General features: G+C 49.5%; 2 protein-coding genes. Both read left to right on the top strand.

Annotated elements, in window-relative coordinates; genetic code table 11:
- Positions 1–219: 219 nt before the first annotated feature.
- On the top strand, positions 220–423 hold the full coding sequence (locus BLV81_RS23420; RefSeq protein ID WP_092360284.1) for a hypothetical protein: 204 nt from the start codon (positions 220–222) through the stop codon (positions 421–423).
- 50 nt (positions 424–473) lie between these two features.
- Positions 474–773, top strand: coding sequence for a hypothetical protein (locus BLV81_RS23415; protein WP_092360283.1), 300 nt, complete (start codon positions 474–476; stop codon positions 771–773).
- Positions 774–1,072: the final 299 nt, after the last annotated feature.

Genomic DNA, 1,072 nt, shown 5'->3' with positions numbered 1-1,072 from the left:
TTTTGGTCGCCTCTCTCGGTTAGTGGAACATCGCCATTTCCACTGTGGCACTTCGATGCCGTTTCGGGAAGGGGCGACCATTCCATTAGTCTGGGCCACCAGCGGTCATCGCGCGATGGTTGACAACACTTTGGTCAAGACCTATTTTGAGAGTGCGATGCAAGGCTTCTGCCTGTAGGATATAGAGAAAACAATATCTACAAAAAACAGGGGGAGAATATGTCATTTCGTAAGCGTGCCACAGTAACAAAAAGAGCAAACGAATATGTCAGTCATTGGGTCGCAGGTAATCGCCACTATGTCTACGACGAAATCATAATGCATAAGGCGCCGTTTGTTGCCCTCTTGGTGGCAACGATGGTAGTCATCATGGAGCCTGCCCACGTTCAATCGTTCTTGCAGCATTTAATTGATGAAATCTGAGTAATCCAGTTATTATTTCCGTACGACAATAAAAATATAGGGGAGGTCATATGGATAACGGCCTGGTGTCTGTACCAGTAATGCCCAACGCTGACATTGACGACTTAGGCGGGTTCTACGCGAAGCTCTTCGTAGGGGCGATGGATTCAAATTCTGAGTCCGACCGGATGTCGCTGCTGCAAGGACTGTGGGTTTCGATTGATGACACGCCAGAGTACGCACGACCGGCACTCGTAGCCGCCGTTGCAGTTGGGCTGTCCGACTACCCTTCCGACGTTCGCTTGTTTGCTGAAGAGTTACAGCGGTGGGCGAAGTCGAAGGAAATCAAGGCCACGCGGACCAGCGTTTAAGCAAACGGGAGCTTCAGGCGACGATTCTTTGGGGGTTTTTCTCTGGAGTGCGAGTTAAGGATGGGCCAAGCTCAACGAGCATCTTGGTGAGTTGCTTGATCTGTACTAATTCAAACTAAACGAGATAGGCAGCGCGCGGTCAAATGTAGTTCCGTCCACCATGCGACTGACTTGGATTGAAATCAACATATCGCGACCGGCTCAAAACGGCCCAGAGTGTGTAAAAACATAGAAATTCGTTGGCACGATCAATAACGTGTTCAACGACCGCCATCCAAGTCACGAGAGCGGTTTATTCT

This window comes from Collimonas sp. OK242 (assembly GCF_900107095.1).
In the GTDB taxonomy this organism is placed as follows: domain Bacteria; phylum Pseudomonadota; class Gammaproteobacteria; order Burkholderiales; family Burkholderiaceae_D; genus Collimonas.
The sequence above is the reverse complement of the archived record's forward strand: the minus strand, read 5'-3'. Positions and strand labels throughout refer to the sequence as shown.